Genomic DNA, 21,339 nt, shown 5'->3' on the forward strand with positions numbered 1-21,339 from the left:
CTAGAGATAGGACTCGGATTTTGACGCATTTAAACGATCAGTCAACCGATCAATAAATCGTTAAATGATCGGCATTAACCTTTTGGTGGGTTTTGTTTTTATCTTGCAATAAAAAGGAGAGAGATTATTACTCTATCCAATCATCACCATCACCTAAGGATAGCAAAGTGGCATTACCGCCAATGGCGGTAATATTATTGGTGCGGGTTTTTTCCGTGACGAATTGAGTGAGGTAATGTGGACCGCCAGCTTTGGGACCTGTGCCTGAGAGGCCTTGGCCGCCAAACGGTTGTACTCCCACCACTGCGCCAATTTGGTTGCGATTAATATAGACATTACCGACATTGACGCGATCGGCTAAGGCGAGTGCATGGCCTTCATTTCGGCTATGGATCCCCAATGTGAGACCAAAACCTGTACTATTGATGTCATTAATAATGTCATCGAGCTTATTGGCGGCAAAGCGTATGATATGCAAAATAGGGCCAAAATGTTCTTTATTAAGGACTTTGATAGACTCAATTTCAACGGCTGTAGGTGAGACAAAATAGCCTTTGCTGTTTTCTTTTGACAGAGGTACAGATTTTAATAAATGTCCAGTTTGCGTGATATGATCAATATGCGCATTGAGATTAGCTTGCGCGGTCTCATCAATTACCGGTCCCACATCGGTTTTTAACAGACTCGGATCGCCAATACAGATTTCATCCATCGCACCTTTTAACACCTCTATTACGCGATCTGCTATATCTTCTTGTAAATAGAGTACTCTTAGGGCTGAGCAGCGTTGTCCGGCACTGGTAAAGGCGGAGGAAATGACATCATTAACCACTTGCTCTGGTTGTGACGTTGAGTCAACAATCATGGCATTTTGTCCACCCGTTTCCGCAATAAGAGGTATGATTGCGCCTTCGCGGTTCGCTAGCGTGATATTGATGCGTTTGGCTGTTTGGGTTGAACCTGTAAAGCAAACACCTGCAATACGCTCATCACGGGTAATCGCTGAGCCGACTGTTGCACCAGTACCAGGAAGAAATTGCAATACATCGGTTGGGATCCCCGCTTGATGGGCAAGCTCTACAGCGCGATAGCCGATTAATGAGGTTTGCTCAGCAGGTTTGGCAATAACGGTATTACCTGCTGCTAGCGCTGCTGTGATTTGGCCCAAGAAAATGGCTAAGGGGAAATTCCAAGGACTAATACACACAAATAGGCCTCGACCTTGCAAGAAAAGCTCATTTAATTCACCCGTTGGGCCATTGAGCTTTTGAGGGCGAGCCATCATTTTGGTGGCTTGAATGGCATAATAGCGGCAAAAATCGACGGCTTCTCTGACTTCATCAATACCATCTTGAATGCTTTTTCCTGCTTCTCGTGTACATAATGCAATGAGTTCGCAGCGGTTCTCTTCTAATAAGTCGGCCAGTTTGTTAATAGCGTCAGCACGAACAGCTACAGGCGTTTTGGACCAGTGATGAAAAGATTTGCTGGCACTATCGAGGGCACTTTCTATGGCGACTTCATCTGCGAAACTGATTTTTCCTACTGTTAACTGAGTGTTGAAGGGGCTATTGACGCTTAAAGTATCGCCCTTTAATACTTTGCCATTTACTAAAGGAGCGCCTGACCATAGTGTATGATTAAATTCATTGATGGCTTTAAGGAAAGGAATAGACTCAGAATCAATATTCAGGTTTAAACCTTTTGAATTTTGCCGATTGTCATCGAAAATTTGTTGAGGCAATACAATGGCTTCATTTGCAAACGTCCTATGTTTTTTAAGGCTAATTATCGGATGGGTGATCAGCGAGCTAATGGGGGTTTTAGGATCAATTAACTTATGTACAAAAGAGGTATTAGCGCCATTTTCCAATAGGCGGCGCACTAAATAAGGTAATAAATCTTTATGGGCGCCAACAGGAGCGTAAATTCGAACGCTGGTGGACTGCTTTTCAGCCAATAAGGTGTCATAGAGTTCTTCACCCATGCCATGAAGACGTTGGAATTCATATTGACGTTCCCCTGCCATATAGGTAATACTGGCAACAGTTTGAGCATTGTGAGTGGCAAACTGTGGATAAATGGCCCCTTGAGTCGCCTTGGATAATAAATAGCGTGCGCAAGCAAGATAGGACACATCTGTACCCGCTTTGCGAGTAAATAATGGATAGCCTGCTTCACCGTTTTCTTGGGCCCACTTTAGCTCGCTATCCCAATAAGCCCCTTTGACCAGTCTGATAGGAATTTCATCACCTTGTTCTTTAGCCAAACGAGTGAGCCAGCATAAAACGGGCAAGGCTCGCTTAGAGTAGGCTTGTACAACAATACCTAGTAAACCCCAGCCTTGAGCCGCGTTTGATTGATAGAGTTTTTTGAAGAGCTTTAAAGAAAGTTCGAGTCGATCGGCTTCTTCAGCATCAATTGAAATACCTATGTTCAGTTTTCTCGCTTGGGTGATAAGCGCCATGACAGTATTAAATAGCTCGGTTAACACACGCTCTTCATTGGCGGCTTCATAGCGAGGATGTAAGGCTGATAATTTAATGGAAATAGTGGGTCTTGGTGCTTTTTTTTCATCAAAACCTTTTGCCGCTAGTGCTTCGATAGCTTGGCTGTAATCTTGATAATATTGCTTGGCATCTTTTTGTGTTAATGCGGCCTCACCGAGCATATCATAGCTATGGGTATAACCCATTTTACGTTTCGCTTCGCTGTTTTTTAGGGCTTCTTTAATATTACGGCCTAATACAAATTGTTTGCCCATGATTTTCATAGCAGCGAGCATGGCTTGGCGGATCACAGGTTCACCCAAACGGTTGACTAATCGATTGAGCAAGTGACTGGGTTGGCCGTCGGTTTTTTTATCCAGTTTAACGATTTTTCCTGTCAACATGAGTCCCCAGGTTGACGCGTTGACTAACACAGAATCACTTTGCCGTAGATGTTCATCCCATTGAGCGCCGGATAACTTATCTTGTATGAGTGCATCGGCAGTGGCACTGTCTGGGATCCTCAGTAAGGCTTCAGCCAGACACATCAATATAATGCCTTCTTGGGTTTCTAGGCTGTATTGTTGTAAAAAAGCATCAATACCAACCGTCAGTCCTTTCTTATCGTATTGACGGACTTGTTTTACTAAATTTTCTGCACTGTGTTGAATGCTATCTAGAGTGTCATTGGATGCGGGCACTAAAGCGATAAGTTCTGATAAATAGGCTTCTTCATTGACGATGTAATTATCACTTATTGCTTTAAAGAGTTGATCAAGAGTGGCAGAGTCATAGAAACCGGAGAGAAGCTGACTGGCTTTAAACATAGTGAAGAGTTCCATTTGTGTGCCCGCTTATCCGAATAAAGCACCGCTTTTGTAGGATCAGGGCTATTTTTGTATTTTGTATACAATATATGATTATTTGAGCGAGAGTATAACGATAAAATATTGTGAGGAACAAGTGCTAGTTTTGTTATTTTCAGCAGGTAACAAAAAAGCCAATACAAATGGTATTGGCTTTTTTATCGTACATTTGACAGAACGCATTAAAATCTTGATGAATATTTGTTTTTCTTTCTTCTCGGTTTTGGCATATAAATGAAGATCATACCGACAAGTGCACCAAGGCCCGCAATGATGGCGCCTTCTTTCCACATTTCAAAGCGCTCATTGGCTTGAATGTGCTCCAGCTTGGCATTTGCTTCGTCTCTTTGCTGTGTTGTGGTTTCAAGGATCGCTTTTAATTTAGTGATTTGAGCCTTGGCATCACTTAACTCTTGAATATTGTTGTCGTTTGAGTTTAACGACTGAGTCAGTTTGATTTTAGTGTCTTCTAGCTCCTTTTGAAGTTTAGGGTATTTAAAACGTAAACCTTCTTGTTTGCTCAGTAGCTTAGTTTCAACCCATCCTTCACGTCCCTTAGGATCGATAATTTTACTATAGTCACCTTTTGTTTCAGAAAGAAAGGTGACATTTTGGCCTGCTTCGACACTGCCAAGTATACGATACTGGGTTCCGGGCCCACTGAGTAGATAGAGGTAGACATCATCAGAAATATAGCGAGTTTGATTGGCCGCCAGTAAGCTTGGGGAGAGTAATAGTAACCCCACTAAAGTCAGGAGTCTTAACACTTCATAATTCTCTTCAATTAAATATATGAGGACATGCTAGGGATTTAGTGCGCTGTTTGCAAGTGATACTGCGATTTGTTCATGTTAAAAAAAGAAGCCTGCTAATTAGCAGGCTTCTATATATTAAAGGTATTTCAATGTTGTTATCTATTTATTCTAGGCGTTAACTAAAAACACCTTTGATGGTAAAGAAGAAAATAATAGACAATCCAGCGCCTGCGGGTAAGGTGATCACCCAAGAGACGACAATATTACGGACAACACCAATATTAATCGCCGCAATACCACGAGCCATACCCACACCTAATACTGCACCGACAAGTGTTTGTGTGGTTGAGATAGGTAGACCTGTACCCGATGCAATGACCACAGTTGATGCGGCTGCAAGTTCTGCCGCAAAGCCTCGACTTGGGGTTAAATGCGTAATGTTAGAGCCAATGGTTTTCATGACGCGTTTGCCAAAAATAGCCAGACCCATAACGATACCTATACCACCTAGTGGTAAAATCCACCAAACAAGCGGCGATTTGCTGCCAATTTCTCCACCACTTTGAACAACAGAAACAACAGCAGCCAGTGGGCCAATTGCATTAGCGACATCATTTGAACCATGTGCGAAGGCCATACAGCAGGCTGTCACGACCATTAAAATGGCAAAGACTTTTTCAACATTACCAAATTGTGTTTGGCGATCGGCTTTTGCATCCATTTTTAGGCGTTTAACAGCAATCATGCCACCGATAATCACCAAGACAGATAAGCCAACAGCTAAAGCATATGCTTGACCATTAGTAAAGTCTAAACCTAAATGCTTTAAGCCTTTTTTAATGGTCACTAGAGACATCACAAAGGCGGCTAATCCCATGTAATAAGGGACAAAGCGTTTAGCGTTATTTAATGGATCATCGGTATTAAAGATAAGTTTCTGTACACTTTGGAAAATCGCAAAGGCAATAAAACCAGAAATGGCAGGGGTAACAATCCAAGAGCCAACGATACCACCCACTTTACCCCATTCGACTGCATCGGGACTGACTCCCACTGCAGCGAAGCCAATAATCGCACCAATGATAGAGTGAGTCGTTGATACCGGCCAGCCTAATGCAGAGGCGAGAACTAACCAGATCCCTGCAGCTAATAAGGACGCTATCATTCCGTAGACGAGGAGTTCGGGCACATTCACAAAATAGGCTGAATCGATAATCCCTTTACGTATCGTACTGGTGACTTCACCACCGGCAAGATATGCACCTGCAAATTCAAAAATCATTGCGATAATAATCGCTTGTTTAATGGTAATGGCTTTAGAGCCTACAGAAGTCCCCATCGCATTGGCGACGTCGTTTGCGCCGATACCCCATGCCATTAAAAACCCAAATGTGGCCGCGATGGCAATTAGCCACGGGCCATTGGTGATTAATACATCAACCATGTCACTGCCTTATTAATCTTATTGTTAGACGCGAGCTAGCATTAGCTCTAAGCGAGAACCAACGCGTTCTGCGAGGTCGGCTAAATCACCTACCCATTCGATGATTTTATATAAAAACATCACATCGATTGGATTTAGTTCATTCTCGATGGCAAAAAGTTGGCGACGAATATTGATTTGTAAACTATCCGTATCTTCTTCAATGCTATCAAGCTTGCTGATCATTTTCTCTACTAAAGCCACTTCACGACCACGAAAACCTGTTTCTAACAAGTCATCAAGTTCGTTAATGGCTTCTTTTGCCATTCCTACAGCGTCTAGACAACGAGTCAGGTAGGTTAAGAAAGGAGTTTGGATCTCAGTAGGAACAAGCAGTTCACGACCTATGACTCGGCCTGAGATATCTTTTGATTTATTTGCTATTTTATCTTGCTGGGTAAGCAGCTCCAGTAAATCAGTGCGTTCAACTGGCATAAATAAACCACCAGGCAGTTTCAAGCGGATTTCACGTTTTAGTGAATCAGCATCTCTTTCTGCTTGGCTAATTTTTTTGCGCAGCTTAACGGCACTATCCCAGTTTCCTGAAATAGTGGCTTCGAAAAATGGGACAAGTAGGGATGAACAATCATATACTTTGTCGATATGCTCTTGTAGAGGCTTTATGGGCGATTTTGCAAACACGCCTAAAATAGAGTTGACTGGCATTGCCGTTTACCTATTTTTGGTTATTCCATTATTGGAAAAATCGGGCGCATGTTAACTCAAGCGCCAACGTATTAAAACTGTGTTTTTGTATAAATGGACCAGTTTTTATTTTAACGAGTTACTTAATAACTGTAAATCGCATCCTACGGCGTTAATATTACAAAAATATTACACGAATGAAGGCTTGATGACAGTTTGATTAAAATTTAATGATAAGGCGTGTTAAAATTATATGGCAACGGAAATAGAATTGAAGTTATTGTTTCAGCAGCAGAACAAAAAAAGCATTATTGATTTGTTTGACAGTTTAAACGATTGTGAAGCTAAGCCACTTGTGATGCTTAAGAATAAATATTTTGATACGTCAGATTTACAATTGCGTCGTTGGAACATGGGTCTTAGGATTAGGCAAGTCGGTTTCAAAAAAGAACAAACTATTAAGACGGCAGGAACTGTCATTGGCGGAGTACATAATCGACCCGAATTTAATGTGAATATTGAGCAAGATTTTCCTAATTTGGCTCTTTTTCCAAGTCATATATGGCCAAATAACACTGAGCTTGAATGTGTAAATAATGCGCTAAAATGTTTATTCAGTACTGATTTTCAAAGACAGTGCTGGCATATTCGCTGGAATAATAGCCTAATCGAGGTGGCTTTAGACATAGGTTCTATTCATGTGGACGCACTTAATGAGTCGATTTGTGAGTTGGAACTTGAGTTGATTTCAGGTACTCGTGAGAGTTTAATTGCACTGGCAGAATACCTGCTTGCTAAGATCCCAATGCGATTTGGGCAATCCAGTAAAGCTAAGCGAGGTTATGCTTTAGCGGTAAAAGCAGGCATTATTCATGCTGAAAATCGTGACCAATTGAGTGATACAGAGAAACTGGTGCACTTTAAAGAACAAGTGAATGCCATTATTGCTAAAAAAGATTTGGCTTCTCATTCCGTGCGTGTTCATGAATGTTTAACACTAGGGTTAGGGAATTGGTTGGCGTTGGAAGAGGCATTGGTAGAAGGTGAGATAAATGATCTTGTGTGTGGATATCAAAACTTTCAAGCGCATTTAAAATTGCTACAAATTGTATTTTCTTATATTCAAGGCCTTTCTGATGATAGCAAAGCCATGTTCGAGCGGTTGATTACAGAGATTGACCAAGTCTCATTTGATCATAAAAAGGAAGACAAACAAGAGCAAAATGATATCAATGCCACCACAGTAAACGCTAAAATATTATCACTGTTTTCTCATACTGATTATGGCAATATTCAATTGATATTATTAGATAATATTTTAAAGGATTAAGGTGTTTTATTAGACTGGCTTTGGCTGGAAGCTTGTTGCTCAATGATGTCTCTGAGTGCACTCATTTCAGCCAGTAATTTATTTTGGGTTTCTTCAACTCGCAAGCAGTAATCTTCAAAATCATTGCGCATTTCATTACCATAGGCTTCGAGTTGTTCATGATCGCTAGGGGCAATAAGAATGGAAGCGATATAACCTGAAATGACACCAAAAAAACTGACGCCACAAATAATGACGAGCGCACCAATCAAATGACCTAATGGCGTAATCGGAAAGTAATCTCCATAACCGACAGTTGAGATAGTGACAATGGCCCACCAAATCGCATCTTCTGCCGTAATAATATTGGCGCCGGGTACACCATTTTCAACGATCAGCATAAAAATAGAAGATAAAGTTAAGATGGTCACCATGGCAACGAGTAATCCGGCAAGGGTGGTTTGGTGTCGCTGTGTGACAAGGGGAACCAGTAGAGATCGGGTTATGCGAATTAAGCGGATCACTCTGAGAATTTGAAACAGTCTGGCAAAACGAAAGGCTTCCACTGCGGGAATACTAGCAATGAGATCGACCCAATGGTGTTTTAGGTAATGCTTTTTGTTAGATGATTTAAAAAAACCATAAAAGAAATGGGTTAAAAATATAATGCAAATACTGGTGTCAATAATAAAGAGCAGATAGCGTGTCTCAGGGTTGAGTTTGGCAAAAGCTAAGGTCAATACAAGGATCACAGAGAGTAATGATAGTAACATCATCGCTAACAGCATCGGGGTTAAGGTTTCCGTCTTGTGAAGTATTCGACGCTTTGTTTCGACCATGCAGCAAGTCCATTTTAAGTTTGCAGGAGTTCAGTATAAGCTGCAAGCTTAACGGATGTAAAACCTTTGAATGCGGTTAAAGCTTTTTGATGGACAAGTGTTATTCTTGATCAACAAACTTGACTAAGTCATTGAGAACTTGTTTTTTAATTTCTAATTGAGCATCGATAGGTAGCTGATATTTTTCCGCCAGTAATGCATAATCTTCGCTGCTTAATGAGACGGTTAGCCTAGGACGTTTAGGGCGCTTTGTGACACTGAGACCTAAAATATCTCTAATTTGATCGGAAGGACTGACACCGGCATCTAGCGCCGCCTTACGAATGCTATATTGAAATTTTTCATCGAGATCGAAAGCCACTTGAGTCGCTTTTGCCGCTTTTTGGTTTTGCTGCCAGTGGGGCGGTAATGATGGTTTACTCATAGCATTATCATCTTGTCATATCAATAAAACCATCAAGCCAGTTAAGGTTACACTTGGCTTGATGGAATAGGTTATAGCTCTGCAGGCCAGTAATCACGGATATCCGATAGGGGTCTAAAGAGGGTGAGCATCACGTCAGTGACGCCTCCTTCATAGACTTCAATATCGATAGCTTTGGTCTCATCATTGCTTAAAAGCTGATAAGACTCAAAGGCTTCACCTCGTTCACCTTCTTCATCTTGTGGTGGTTTTTGGCCACGATAATCAAGTTTATGAAAATAACCGAGATTCGAAAAAGAGACCTGATGATAAGCATCTGCATACCATTTATCAAGCAGATTAGCTAACTCTCCTTTTAGGGGCAGTGTGGTTAGCTGAGCTTTGCCTGGCTCTTCAAAAATATTGGCAAACTCGTCAAGATCAAATAATTGCTCAACTTGATCTCGTGTCACTTTGATGGATAAAGACAGATAAGTCTCATCATCTTCATCTAATGACAGAAAGACTGCTTCATTGCTGTGGCCTTTGAGAACCCATTCGGCAAATTGCTTACGCTCATATTCGTAAGTATTCACTGTTTCGACCCTAAGCTGTTGCCCGCGCAGTTGCATGGGCAAAGCAAAGCTGTCATCAAGGGAGATCATATCCCCCTTGTTGAGCTTATTAGGGTGATCGAGTTGACGTTTAGGTGCTTCTTTTTTGCCAAAGAGGCCGCTTAGAAATCCCACGTCTTTCTCCTTTAGCCTTTGCGTGCTTTAATGCGATCGAGTACTGCATTGGCATTGGATTTTTGCTCACCAATTCCGGCTTCTGCTAACTTATCACTTAAGGCTTTATCACTGTTATCTTCAGCTAATGTTTCTGCGGCCTGTAAGCGATCATCAAAGTTTTGTTGACGCGCTTTGATACGCTCTAATGAATCTTTAGCATTTAATAACTTAGAGTTACTCCCCGCGAAAGAGTCGGTGATGGTTGCCGTGGCTTTTTGCACACTTTCAGTGGTTTTAACCATAGTTAACTGACGTTGGTAATCAGCCACTTGACGCTCTGTTTTGCGAACCAGTTCTTTTAAGCGAGTCGCATGTGCGGTAAAGCTTTCATTGGCAGACTGTTGTTCGGCAAGCTCTTGTTCAAGTCCGGCAATTTTTTCAGCCACTTCAAGGGCTAAACTTTCATTTTCTTTTTCAAGCGCTTGAGCCACATAACCTTCATGTTCGGCGATAGAGCGCTTTAAGCGATCGACTTCACGGCTGGCTTGCATTTCTTTAGCCATTACGTCTGTAAGATCGCGTTTGGCTTTCGTTAAGTGCTTTTCTGCATCACGTATTTCTTGTTCAAAAATACGGGTTGAGTTTGCATCTACGATACTTTGTCCGACTTCAGTGGCACCGCCACGAAAAGCAGTAAGAATTTTATTTAAAATGCCCATAATAGGCTCCTTTATTTCAAATAGTCGACCAATTCGTCGATGACTTCTAGGCAGTTATCAGACAATACTGATAACTCTTGTTCTACTTCTAGCATGCTTGATTGCACTGAGAGTGCTCCATAAACAACATATTTATCATCGACTTTTGCAAAAGATGATAAAGGCATAGGAATATTTAATTCCAACATGGTTTCAAACATGGCTAAACGTGTTTCTGGTTTAACTTCATCTTCTCCCCATAAATAGCTAATGCAGAGAATTTGGTTATCCGTAACCGATACAAATATGGGTAACTCTTCACGGCCTGCTATGTTGACTTGCAACACATCCACTTCACCATCAATAGGGTAGCAATCAAATTTAAGACCCGTATGGCTACTATCACCTAACGCGTTGAGGTGATCCGCGATATTGTGTATATTCATGTTTGTCCTTATGACATATTATGTCTTAATTAAAGATTAGCACTGTGACATAATATGTCAAGCACTATCTCACCGTTAATATACTTAAACCTGCTTAAACTCATATTCTTATCATGTATCGGTATTTAGGGGAATTATCCTTGATCATTTAACCAAGCTTGTTGATGATATTGATACAATTGCATTGAGCCTAACATGTTCACTTTAACTTGTGCTTTATCTTTGTAAAATTGTGCGGGAAACGCGAAAGCACCCTGGATCAGTTCAGGGGTTAACCAAAGCTCTTCCACTGGCAACTGCTGCAATTTTTGTAAGCGTTGTTTGGCATTACTGCCCATTAGAGTACCAATACTCCATCCCCATTCACCAAAGCTTGGCACATTATGATGATACTGTTTTACAGTAAACCCTGCGCTTTCTAATGTATTACCCACTGAAATAAAGGCATTTGCGGCGTGATACGGAGAGGTCGATTGCACAGTAATAGCTCCGTCTCGACTTAACAATTCCTTTAGCTTTCGATAGAAAACGTCGGAGTACAGTTTATTTAAGTCTGGATGGCTGGGATCCGGTAAATCCACAATAATGGCATCAAACATTTTGCCTTTAGCCAGTAATTGATCCACAGCATTGTAGGCATCATTAAAGATTAAGTTCACGCGGGGGTCGTTAAGGGCGTTACCGTTGAGCGTGAATAATGCTTGTTGAAGGCGAGGTGGGATGCTTTGATCTGTCTGTTTAAAGATATCAATTAACCCCACATCGAGATCCACAAGTGTGACCTGTTTTGGTTGCCATTTCAGGACTTGTTTTAAGCCTAAACCGTCTCCTCCTCCAATAATTAAAATATTATTATGGCGAGCACTGGCGGCTAATGTGGGGTGAACAAGAAAGGCATGGTAAATATGCTCATCGCTGCTGGAAAATTGTAATCGGCCATTGATATACATGGAATAAACAGGAGGAAGCGGAGCGGCTCTTAGGCGCTCTGTGAAAGTGAGCTGTTGAAAGCGAGTGGCTTTTGAGTAAAGCACGTTATCTTTATAAAGTAAATTATTAAAGTCTTGTTCCCACTTGGGCCCATGTAATGCTAAGAGCACGAGCAAACCACTGGCAATAATGTGGCCAGCAAGTAATAATTTTGGCTGTTGAATTTTATGCCAGAATCGGCTGATAAATGCAAACCCGGCTAATAAGTTAAAGCTGGCGGTGAGTGCGGCGGCCAGTTGAATATCAATGGCGAGCATGAACCCCACCCAGATAGCTGCGCCAATTCCTGCGCCAATATAATCTGCGCCATAAATGGTGCCCGCATTATGTAATAGATGTTCATCCGATAATGCTTGACGAACACGAGCAATGAGTGGGATTTCCATGCCGATCATTAGGCCTAATAATACGCCCCACATATAAGGCAAGTACTGGCTTAAATGTTGAAAAGTACCAATAAAGCCACCGTTTGGCAATTGATCGGCGGGTAAGCCTAAGGTATTGGCGATAATTTGAGGCAATTGCTGACCAAAACCAATAATCGATGCGGTGATCAAAATGGCTAATGCGCCGCATAGCGCCACAATCAGTTCTAAAACAGCAAAGCCGGTGAACGCGCAGCGAATTTTTCGAGCGGCAAAGGCGCCTAACCCCATGGAGACGATCATCAAGCCTATCATGGTATAAATGGCGGCTTCTAATGCGCCAAGAATGCGGCCAGCATAGTGAGATAATAGATATTCATAAATGAGCCCACAAGCGGCGAGAACCGCCATAATGCCGAGCAATAACACATCATCGAACCAAGCTAATTTTCGGTTTTTCACCTGTGGAGTGTTCACATTGGCGTACATCAATTTGTCCAAATATCGTCAAATAAGGCGGTCAGTCATAGGAAAAAGGGCAGCAATCACACTGCCCGAGCTATTCAAGGCTAAGCCATTAATGCCATTAGAATTAAGGCAATAGAAACACTGATGGCCATTTCGACCGCAGCGATACCAATATTTTTCTGCTTTTCCACTTCATCCGTGAGATTAATCCTTGCTAAGACTAATTGTTTAACTATGGCTAACAGCACAGATAAGGCAACAAGCATAATGATCGAGAAAATAAGCCAGCCCAGTAAATTATTCACATAGGCTTGAGGATCATAATCGATGAAATGGCTTGCCGCGCTGAAACTAAAGGCCATGGCTAATAAATATCCCCCATGACGAACGGCAATGGCAATTTCACCTTGCTCTAGTGCGGCTTGCATTGATGCATTTTGATTGCGTTTTGCGTAACGGTTTTCTCTCCATCGAGTGAGTAACACTAGCATTAGCTGAGAAATAATAAAGGCGCTAAAGATAGCAATAAAGGTATCTAAGGTTAAGTCTGCAGCCCACATCAGCACGGAGCGAATAATGATGGCGGTTGCGATAACCGCACAGGCATCAACAATAGAAACAGCGACATTGCCCTTAATAATCAGCGCATTTTTACTGATCTCATTGAGTGCTATTTTATCGTGTAAAAAGCGGCCAAGCTTGATGAGGATAAGTCCAAATACACCATAGGCTGTCATTCCGATAGCCTCGACTAAATATGAGCTCGCCGCTTCGCCCGTAATGGCGCCAGTCAGTACAATACCGAGGGCCATTACGCCACCTGCTGTACTGATCCCAAAGGCGAAGTTGTCTTTTTCTGCCAATTCATGGTGACTGTTTACATTGATACTCCAGCCTTGTAGATAACGCATTAAGGCCAGTAGTATGACGGCAATGGTTAAATCGATGGCTAAAATAATGGCCAATTCTGGTGTTAAACCGTAGTCTTGAAAAAATGTCATATCAGTTCCTTAAATTATTTGCCCCGACGAACACTACGGGTAGTTCGGCTACTGGAGTTACGAAAGCTACTGTCTCTGGAATAAGTTGAATTAAACTTACTGCTGCTTTTGGTTTTTGCATAGCTGCTTTTAGTGCCCACTGTACTGGCTTTAGGGCTGTTTGTACTTTGACGAGATAAGCTTGCACTGCCCGTGCGCGTTTTGGCATAAGGGCTATTAAATTGACGTCCTTGAGAGTTGAATTGTTTTTTGGTTCTCTCATAAGTGCTATTTTGAGCAGCAGCTTGTTTGGGAGAGGTATAACGAGAACGACCGACATCATTGTAATAACTGTAATCACGGCCATTTGACCATCGATCGTAATAGACAGGTCCACGAGTGAGATTGGAAAACATGGAGTACATGCCATACCAAGCCCAAAATGACATACCATTTGAACCCGTTTGCCAACTGCCATAACTTGGATTACCGACGAGTTGATTGCCCTCACTGCCATCGGCGTTATTAGCAAGTTGGGATGCGGCTTGGCTGATGGCGTTAACCCGTCCGAGCTCGCCATTGGACATGTCTGCAACTACATTAACCGGATCCGAGAGCATGTCGTTATATTGATTGGGATCGGCCGCCTCATAAATATTTTTTACCTCGGCAAGCTGTTGATCTAAACCCACATAATTCGATGCTGTTTTTGATTCTTTTAAACGACGCGTCAGTGAAGTAAATAAAGGGCCATTGGGAGTTGCATCCGTTGCAAGTTGATTTAACAGCGGAGCGAGATCGGGTTTTTGTTTCGCTAATATATTGGTATATTGGCTCAACAAGGTGGCGTTTCGAATTTGGCCATCATTGAGCATGCTGGCGAGGGTATTCAATCGTTTTTGAGCTAAGGCTTGAAATTGGGTTATTTTTTCCGGTCTTTCATCACCACATCCTGTTAGCGATAACGCGAGTATGACGGTGAGAACACCTAGCAGCATTCTTGCCATGCTTTCTCCAAATTAATGATTATGGGTATTTTGATAAAAATACCGAATGTAAATTACAATAGGCCAAAATGATTGTGGTACAAAGAATAATAAGTGTTCATTAAAGGGCCAAGGTTTTTAGGTTATTCTTTTCTATGGCAGCATAAAATCAATCAAGAGATGATATTGCAAACATGACGGTGTGAATGTCAGTCAATGATGCAAGATGACTTTCTTGATTGAGGCACAGTTATACCATTGACGACATATTATGTCGATAGTCTACAGTACTAGGGCCTGTTTATCTTTGGTGAATATTTCTGCAGCAGTTTGTCGTTTCTTTATACAAGGCAGAGCTTATGCGGTGTAGTTATTCTCCATAAATAAGCGATAACGCCGTAGAAAGGAGCGACAAGCGCTGTCCGTAGGATTTACTAAACGTGTTTTACTCTTTGTTGAGAGGCATTCGCTTAGAATGACTAGGTATCACACCTCTCGCCGCGATTAAAACAGGTTTATCTGAACATAATTTAATCACGAAATATAAACAGGCCCTAGAGGTATTATGACTACGCTTGAATCAGGTAACAAGTTGTTCTCTCAACTTCTTATACAAACAGCCAATGACGCTTGGCAGCGATTGACGTCATTGTGGCCAAATGTGATTGCAACGCTCAATGAGGCTGAGCAAGAAGAGCTTCGTCGTGTCATGGGGTTGAGTGATTTTATTGCCGAACAAATTTGTCGTCATCCTGACTGGATAGCCGATTTGTTGCATGATCAATTACATACCTTATCACGAGATCAGTTTGCCCATGAGTTGCACACATTATTGCAAAATGTGGATGATGAAGAAGCATTTAAGCGGATCCTAAGACAGTTTAGAAATAAGCAAATGGTGTGTATTGCGTGGCGAGATTTCTTAGAGTATTGCGATCTTGATGCAGCTTTACTGGATTTATCTATGCTAGCCGAAGTCTTAGTGGTGAGTGCGCGAGATTGGCTTTATCAAAAAATGTGTCAGCAATACGGCATGCCCTGTGACGATGACGGCCAGCCACAATCTCTATTAATCTTAGGTATGGGTAAATTGGGTGGAAAAGAGCTGAATTTCTCTTCTGATATTGATTTGATTTTTACTTTTCCTGAACATGGCCAGACACAAGGTGCGCGTCGATCACTTGAGAATCAAGAATTTTTTATTCGTCTAGGGCAAAGGTTAATTAAGGCCCTGAATGAAGTGACTTGCGATGGCTTTGTTTACCGAGTGGATTTACGTTTGAGGCCTTATGGTGAGAGTGGGCCGCTAGTGGTGAGTTTTTCAGGTCTTGAAGATTATTATCAAGAGCAAGGGCGTGATTGGGAACGTTATGCCATGGTGAAAGCGCGTCCGTTGGGTGAAGAGAATGAGCATAGCCGTGCATTACTGAATATGTTGAGGCCTTTTGTTTATCGACGCTACATCGATTTTTCCGCCATTGATGCACTGCGAAGAATGAAGCAATTAATCACTCAAGAAGTGCGCCGCCGCTCACTGGTCAATAATATTAAATTAGGGGCGGGGGGGATCCGTGAAGTCGAATTCGTGGTGCAAAGTTTTCAGCTCATTCGCGGTGGACGTGAACCGACATTAAGGCAACAAAGCTTGTTTGCGGCCATTGAAAATTTATATCAACTTGGAGTATTGGAATACTTAGCCGTTGATGAATTGAAAAAAAGTTATGTGTTATTAAGGCGAGTCGAAAATTTACTGCAAGCGATTAATGATGAGCAAACCCAAACCTTGCCAAATGATGAGCTTAATTGGCAACGTTTATGTTATGCCATGCAAGTTTCCTCGCCAAATAAGCTTAAAGGGCAAATCGACGCCGCTATGAAAACCGTCCATGAGCATTTTATCGACACTATAGGGGGTCAAGAAAAAGATGACATGGAACAAAGCTGGACTCATCAGCTTTGGCATACTCATAGCGAAGAAGATATGCAGGCTCTGCTCGATGAGCAATATATTAGCGATACTGAATTTTGGCCGATATTACAGCAGTGGCGGGAAAATATTGCCAACCGAACTCTTGGTCATCGCGGACGCGAGACCTTAGATAAATTAATGCCTAGGTTGTTTACAGAGCTTTTTACACAAACGAGTCCTTCAGGGGCATTAGCTGCAGTATCAAGCGTGTTGGATAAAATTTTAACACGGACAACCTATCTAGAATTACTGTTTGAAAATCTCGGGGCTCGTCAACAATTAGTGAGATTGTGCTGCGCGAGCCCTTGGATCACTGAGCAATTGGCTAATTTCCCTATGCTACTCGATGAGCTTATCGATCCTACTCAACTTTATCACACGACATCCTTAAGTGATTATGCCAGTGAATTGAGGCAGTATTTACTTCGCGTCCCTGAAGATGATTTAGAGCAACAAATGGAAGCGTTAAGGCAGTTTAAATTAACACAGCAACTTAAAGTCGCCGCGGCGGATGTAACAGGGATATTACCGGTTATGGCTGTGAGCGATCATTTAACCTTACTTGCTGAGGCGATTATCGAGCAGGTGGTGATCCAAGCTTGGGCAGATCTGACATCACGTTATGGTACTCCCGCTCATTTAGGGCAAGGGGAAATGGGCTTTGCGATTGTGGGTTATGGCAAAGCGGGAGGAATAGAGTTGGGTTATGGCTCCGATCTCGATCTCGTTTTTTTACATAACAGCCCTGAGCAAACCGAGACAAATGGTGACAAACCTATTGAGGTTGGCCGCTTTTATCTAAAATTGGCTCAGCGTATTTTGCATTTGTTTTCCACGCGAACCTTATCGGGTGAGTTATATGAAGTTGACATGCGCCTGAGACCGTCGGGGGCTTCAGGCTTATTGGTGAGTGAAATTGAAAGTTTTGGTGAGTATCAAAAAAATGACGCTCATACCTGGGAACATCAAGCCTTAGTGAGAGCTAGGTGTTTATTTGGTGATAATACATTATTGAGTCGGTTTGGTGAGATTAGAAGTGAGGTCATTTGCCAGAAGCGAGATAAGCGCCAGTTAGCCACCGATGTGAAAACCATGCGTAAAAAAATGAGCGATCATTTATTGAAAGCAAAATCGAATACCTTTGATTTAAAACTCAGTTGTGGCGGCATGGTCGACATTGAGTTTATTGCTCAATATCTCGTGCTTGCTCACGCCCATGAGCATAAAGAGCTCGCAGTCTGGTCAGATAACATTCGCATTTTTAGTATGCTTGCCGATTTAGAGCTGATTTGTATTAATCAAGCAGAATATTTAACCCAAGCTTATTGTTTTTTAAGAGATGAAAATCACAGGCTTACTCTACAAAGATTACCAGGCTTGTTGCCAGCCGATAAAGTGGAGCCCAGTGTGCATAATGTGAGCTTGATATACCACGAAATGCTAGGGTCTGTTGAACTTTGATGGTTATGTTTTTTTTAAAGACACTAAGATAAGGCCGCTGGGGTTAATCAGCTTGCGGGTTGTGAGGAGCAATGCCGTGGTCACTGACACTATGATCATCACAAAAATGGCGATTAAGATCACCAGTTGATATTTAATGGCAGTGATAGGATCGACCCCCGCCAATATTTGCCCTGTCATCATGCCTGGCAGAGTGACTAACCCTGTGGTGCTCATTGACGCTAAACTGGGCGCTAACGCTTGTTGCAGCGCTGTTTGTATAAAAGGAAAAGCAGCTTGCCTCGAATTTGCTCCCAGTGCTAGCAAGCCTTCATATTCCATCTTTCTATCATCAAATGCGGTAAAAAGCCGCTGTAAGGCAACAATGTTACCGCTTAAACTGTTGCCTAATAGCATGCCCGCGAGGGGAATTAAGTATTGCGCACTGAAAGGGGGGGAAGGTAACAGTAATCCTATGAGTATAATGAAGAGCAATGGAATAAGCCCCACGAGTAATCCACTAAAAATAGGCATGAAAAGTGGTTTCTTAGGCAAATGACTCTTACCTATGATGGAGCTAGTGCCAATGAGCGCCATTAATAATAGCCAAAGCACATTGATCCAAACGTTATTCAAAGTGAATAAGTATTGTAAATACAGGCCCACAAGCACCAGCTGAATGGCCATTCTTACCGATGCAATAATCATTTCTTGAGCTAATGCGAGTCTAAGAAAGTAATTAATACTTAAAGGAATTAGCAGAATAAAGCTAAATAGTGAGAGCTCAAGCCAACTGATCTCAATAATTGATTGCATGTGCAAGCCTTATCGTCAAATGAGTGATTTCAGTGAGTATAGAGAAAATGTCAGTATACCGTTTGAATGTGACGAAATGATATTAGGTTAGAATGAAAGGGTTCTTACTTGCATTAAGGTCAAGGTGGGAGTATCACTAACTCTGTATCGCGAATTTCTCTTTTCTCCATTAATGAGGAGCCTTTCATGAAAAATGAAATCGATGTACATCAAGCCTTGGCGGTAGTCAATAAAATCACTCGAGATGGGGTCAAAAAAGACGGTGTCTATCATTTCGAGGGACTCACAGTCGAGTCTGACAGTGATGGTTATACGGTTGTGCTCACCGATGGCCGCACCAGTTTAACGCTGTTTTTCCATAATAAGTACGAGTTTGATTATCCAGACAGCACCGCATTCGAGAATTTTATGCGCCGCTACTGGGCGATTTATGGAATGTGACGTTAAGAGGTGTGAGGTTAAGGTGTTATTTGTCCTGTAGTCGCTGATTATCGGATTGAGTACAACATTCGAGAGTTTTATGCAGCACTATTGGGCGATACTGGACTGGGCGATTTATGGTAAGTGACGTTAAGGGATGTGAGGTTAAGGTGTTATTTGTTCTGTAGTCGCTGATTATCGGATTGAGTACAACATTCGAGAGTTTTATGCAGCACTATTGGGCGATACTGGACTGGGCGATTTATGGTAAGTGACGTTAAGGGATGTGATGTTAAGGGATATGACGTTAAGGTGTTATTTGTCCTGTAGTCGCTGATTATCGGATTAAGATAAAGTGACTGCAAACCTTATTAATAATATAACTATTATATTTACAACAAATACTTAGCAGTGATACTTTATTGTATGAATTGAGCACCTAAGAAATGAGTTGCTATTAAATAAGCAGTTAAGTTGTAAGGAAACGCCATGGAAGTCTCGTTGCGTCCAGTCACAAAAGAGAATTATGAGCAAGTGTGTGAACTTGATGTCACAAAAGAACAGACAAGTTATGTCGCCTGTAATATGTGGTCATTAGTTGAAGCTAGATATAATGAAGGGTATGAAACCAGAGCCATTTATCTAGAAGAAGAGCCTGTCGGTTTTTTGATGTGGGTACAAGAATCTAACGTTAAAATTTCGATTTGGCGGTTTATGGTCGATAAAGCGCATCAACAAAAATCAATAGGTCGAATGGCGCTTAACTTAGCCTTGGCTGAAATCAAAAAAGTGCCTGACTTACAAGAAATCGAGATTTGTTATAACCCAAAAAATCCTGTCGCTAAAGGCTTTTATGCTAGCTTTGGTTTTTCTGAAATCGGCATGGATGAAGACGATGAGGACATGCTTGCTGTCATTAAGCTTTAAATAGAGCAAATGAGGGGAAGGGGTCTTATTCCAAGCATGAATGCCAGTGATAATGATACCAGTGAGCAAGTCGGTGGTTGTTATTTCACTGTGAGTAGAGTTTTAATTCCAGTTACTCACTTGATAGAAAACTCAGTATGTAATCGTTTTAATAAATTTATTTTTTAGGATAATAATAATGTTAGAAAAAATTTCAAATCAGTTGAGTCATGTGGGTTTTAATACTCAATTAAACAATGACAGTGTCCTTGTTAAAGATGTTATATTTGGTAATATCACGATAAAAAAGAACATTGCGAATAACAATTTCTCACTCACTTATCGAGCGTATGTGCACTTTGTAGGTATTTTAATTTCTATTACGCCACTTATATTATTCTATACAGAAGGTGTTGATATATTTAGTTTTATCTTTACTTTATTTGCTATATCCAATTTTGTCTCATTATTAATAAAAGAGAGTAGAGCGGCAACAATAAGGTTGATTATTCACTCGACCACCAAAACATCGGAACTTTAAATGCAATACCTTTGAGTCTAATCGTTTTGTGTGAGTGGTGTGATTTTCCATTAGGGATCTCATTTCTTTTTTCCTGTTTTTTTACAATGTTACGCTAGCTATTTTCAGTTATTATTTTTCCTTAACAAACCCTAACTCATGCAAATTGGCTAACTGCTGGTGGGTGACTTGTCATTTGAAAAAGGGGTTGTTGATGATAAATAATGCCGTCATAGTAGATTTTTAAAGACAACGGCTATAAAGACAGCCATGATTAATGGCATTTTCTAACCCCTCCAACTAAGCTTTATGAACTAGTCGATGTTGGAGGTTGTAACGGCTATAAAGACAGCCATGATTAATGGCATTTTCTAAACCATCCAACTAAGCTTTATGAACTAGTAGATGTAGGAGGTTGTTATGCCACGTCCGAGAAGAAGCCTGATTAGTATTGAAGATACGCCATATTATCATTGCTGTAGCCGTGTGGTGCGGCGTGCCTATTTGTGTGGTGATGATAAATATACAGGGAAAAACTATGATCATCGTCGGGGCTGGGTTGAATCACAACTCCTTAAGTTAACGGAGGTTTTTGCTATTGATGTCGTGGCTTATGCAGTGATGAGTAATCATCTGCATGTTGTGCTTCATATTGATGTCAATAAAGCCAACAGTTGGTCAGATAGAGAAGTGGTTGAGCAGTGGCATGAATTATTTAATGGTACTCAAATTACTCGTCAATTTGCTAAAGGTGACGTGATTGAAGCACATCAAGTGACTCAGTTAAAACATCAAATTGCGATTTACCGTTCACG

General features: G+C 41.5%; 18 protein-coding genes and 1 pseudogene. 6 read left to right on the top strand and 13 right to left on the bottom strand.

Annotation, left to right across the window (positions count from 1 at the left end; genetic code table 11):
• Positions 1–127: 127 nt before the first annotated feature.
• The 4 genes from putA to Q0791_RS20145 all read right to left on the bottom strand — a co-directional run bounded on the left by putA (position 128) and on the right by Q0791_RS20145 (position 6,259).
• Positions 128–3,331, bottom strand: a complete 3,204-nt coding sequence (putA, locus tag Q0791_RS20130) for a bifunctional proline dehydrogenase/L-glutamate gamma-semialdehyde dehydrogenase PutA (protein WP_299010414.1) — start codon at positions 3,329–3,331, stop codon at positions 128–130.
• 206 nt (positions 3,332–3,537) lie between these two features.
• Positions 3,538–4,122, bottom strand: coding sequence for a TIGR04211 family SH3 domain-containing protein (locus Q0791_RS20135; protein ID WP_299010417.1), 585 nt, complete (start codon positions 4,120–4,122; stop codon positions 3,538–3,540).
• 163 nt (positions 4,123–4,285) lie between these two features.
• Positions 4,286–5,554: an inorganic phosphate transporter gene (locus Q0791_RS20140; RefSeq protein ID WP_299010421.1), complete on the bottom strand. Its 1,269-nt coding sequence runs from the start codon at positions 5,552–5,554 to the stop codon at positions 4,286–4,288.
• A gap of 24 nt (positions 5,555–5,578) precedes the next feature.
• Positions 5,579–6,259, bottom strand: coding sequence for a TIGR00153 family protein (locus tag Q0791_RS20145; RefSeq protein ID WP_299010424.1), 681 nt, complete (start codon positions 6,257–6,259; stop codon positions 5,579–5,581).
• 232 nt (positions 6,260–6,491) lie between these two features.
• Here Q0791_RS20145 and Q0791_RS20150 point away from each other — a divergent pair, with 232 nt between their 5' ends.
• Positions 6,492–7,568, top strand: a complete 1,077-nt coding sequence (locus tag Q0791_RS20150) for an inorganic triphosphatase (protein WP_299010426.1) — start codon at positions 6,492–6,494, stop codon at positions 7,566–7,568.
• Here Q0791_RS20150 and Q0791_RS20155 read toward each other — a convergent pair.
• The 8 genes from Q0791_RS20155 to Q0791_RS20190 all read right to left on the bottom strand — a co-directional run bounded on the left by Q0791_RS20155 (position 7,565) and on the right by Q0791_RS20190 (position 14,474).
• Positions 7,565–8,386 carry a potassium channel family protein gene (locus tag Q0791_RS20155; RefSeq protein WP_299010428.1) on the bottom strand — a complete coding sequence of 274 codons (822 nt, stop codon included), beginning with the start codon at positions 8,384–8,386 and terminating at the stop codon, positions 7,565–7,567. The two genes, Q0791_RS20150 and Q0791_RS20155, sit on opposite strands and share 4 nt — an antisense overlap.
• Positions 8,387–8,486: 100 nt before the next feature.
• The gene (locus Q0791_RS20160) at positions 8,487–8,810 is read right to left on the bottom strand and encodes a hypothetical protein (protein ID WP_299010431.1); all 324 of its coding nucleotides are present in this window, start codon (positions 8,808–8,810) and stop codon (positions 8,487–8,489) included.
• 71 nt (positions 8,811–8,881) lie between these two features.
• Positions 8,882–9,538, bottom strand: a complete 657-nt coding sequence (locus Q0791_RS20165; RefSeq protein ID WP_299010434.1) for a hypothetical protein — start codon at positions 9,536–9,538, stop codon at positions 8,882–8,884.
• An 11-nt stretch (positions 9,539–9,549) separates the two neighbouring features.
• Complete coding sequence (locus Q0791_RS20170; protein WP_299010437.1) at positions 9,550–10,239, bottom strand: PspA/IM30 family protein; 690 nt, start codon at positions 10,237–10,239, stop codon at positions 9,550–9,552.
• A gap of 11 nt (positions 10,240–10,250) precedes the next feature.
• Positions 10,251–10,664, bottom strand: coding sequence for a DUF2170 family protein (locus Q0791_RS20175; protein ID WP_299010440.1), 414 nt, complete (start codon positions 10,662–10,664; stop codon positions 10,251–10,253).
• A 134-nt stretch (positions 10,665–10,798) separates the two neighbouring features.
• Complete coding sequence (locus tag Q0791_RS20180; RefSeq protein WP_299010443.1) at positions 10,799–12,508, bottom strand: polyamine aminopropyltransferase; 1,710 nt, start codon at positions 12,506–12,508, stop codon at positions 10,799–10,801.
• 80 nt (positions 12,509–12,588) lie between these two features.
• Positions 12,589–13,488, bottom strand: a complete 900-nt coding sequence (locus Q0791_RS20185; protein ID WP_299010445.1) for a DUF350 domain-containing protein — start codon at positions 13,486–13,488, stop codon at positions 12,589–12,591.
• A gap of 14 nt (positions 13,489–13,502) precedes the next feature.
• Entirely contained in the window at positions 13,503–14,474 is a 972-nt protein-coding gene (locus Q0791_RS20190; RefSeq protein WP_299010447.1) for a hypothetical protein, read from the bottom strand.
• A 544-nt stretch (positions 14,475–15,018) separates the two neighbouring features.
• Between Q0791_RS20190 and glnE the strand changes: the two genes are divergently transcribed.
• On the top strand, positions 15,019–17,883 hold the full coding sequence (glnE, locus tag Q0791_RS20195; RefSeq protein WP_299010449.1) for a bifunctional [glutamate--ammonia ligase]-adenylyl-L-tyrosine phosphorylase/[glutamate--ammonia-ligase] adenylyltransferase: 2,865 nt from the start codon (positions 15,019–15,021) through the stop codon (positions 17,881–17,883).
• 3 nt (positions 17,884–17,886) lie between these two features.
• Here the strand turns inward: glnE and Q0791_RS20200 are convergent, their stop codons facing one another.
• Positions 17,887–18,678, bottom strand: a complete 792-nt coding sequence (locus tag Q0791_RS20200) for an ABC transporter permease (RefSeq protein ID WP_299010451.1) — start codon at positions 18,676–18,678, stop codon at positions 17,887–17,889.
• 186 nt (positions 18,679–18,864) lie between these two features.
• Here Q0791_RS20200 and Q0791_RS20205 point away from each other — a divergent pair, with 186 nt between their 5' ends.
• From Q0791_RS20205 to Q0791_RS20220, 4 genes and pseudogenes are all read left to right on the top strand, one after another.
• Positions 18,865–19,119, top strand: a complete 255-nt coding sequence (locus Q0791_RS20205; RefSeq protein ID WP_299010454.1) for a DUF3081 family protein — start codon at positions 18,865–18,867, stop codon at positions 19,117–19,119.
• A gap of 468 nt (positions 19,120–19,587) precedes the next feature.
• Positions 19,588–20,025, top strand: a complete 438-nt coding sequence (locus Q0791_RS20210; protein ID WP_299010457.1) for an N-acetyltransferase — start codon at positions 19,588–19,590, stop codon at positions 20,023–20,025.
• A 178-nt stretch (positions 20,026–20,203) separates the two neighbouring features.
• Complete coding sequence (locus Q0791_RS20215) at positions 20,204–20,545, top strand: hypothetical protein (RefSeq protein WP_299010460.1); 342 nt, start codon at positions 20,204–20,206, stop codon at positions 20,543–20,545.
• A 399-nt stretch (positions 20,546–20,944) separates the two neighbouring features.
• Positions 20,945–21,339 (top strand): annotated as a pseudogene (locus Q0791_RS20220) (transposase); the annotation flags it as partial.

The organism is uncultured Shewanella sp., from assembly GCF_947495455.1.
Lineage (GTDB): Bacteria > Pseudomonadota > Gammaproteobacteria > Enterobacterales > Shewanellaceae > Shewanella.